This window comes from Paenibacillus lignilyticus (genome assembly GCF_017942085.1).
Taxonomy (GTDB): domain Bacteria; phylum Bacillota; class Bacilli; order Paenibacillales; family Paenibacillaceae; genus Paenibacillus_Z; species Paenibacillus_Z lignilyticus.
In genome coordinates this window covers 1-522 of sequence record NZ_JAGKSP010000066.1, presented here as the reverse complement: position 1 = coordinate 522, position 522 = coordinate 1, and the positions used below count along the sequence as shown (strand labels likewise).

General features: G+C 45.0%; 1 protein-coding gene. It reads right to left on the bottom strand.

From position 1 onward, the window contains the following. Window positions 1-412, bottom strand: a 412-nt coding sequence (locus I8J30_RS32725; protein ID WP_210664510.1) for an IS110 family transposase, incomplete at its 3' end; no start/stop codon positions are given. Window positions 413-522 lie beyond the last annotated feature (110 nt).

Below are 522 nucleotides of genomic sequence, written 5' to 3'. Positions count from 1 at the left end.
CGTTTTTGATCATATCTGCAATGACAAGGGCATCCTTACGGTCACTCTTTGAAGGTGTATTGTCCCGGTTTTCCTTGTTCTTTTTGACAAGATGAGGATTAACCAGAACAACTTCAATACCTTGATCGACAAGACAACGTGCTAGGCTGAACCAGTAATGGCCTGTAGGTTCCATTCCAACTATGACGTTGCTCAGTTTGTAGTTTTGGAGCAGAACTTGGATCCAACGTTCGAATAGCTTGAATCCTTCACGATGGTTACCGAACTCGAGCGGAGTTCCCAAAGCAATGCCACGAAAGCTAACAGCGCGAGCCACATGAACTTCCTGGGCGATATCTACACCGACGACAAGATGAGAAACGGTAATGTTTTCAATGAGTTGATTTTGCTTGTCCTGTGACTTAAACTTCATAGTAGAGCGACCTCCTGATGGGCTTTTTGAGGCTTTTGACCTCGTGCGTAACCCCATCGTACCGAGGCGCTCGTTTTTGTTCAAACGCCAAATTATTCGTTTTACAGGAA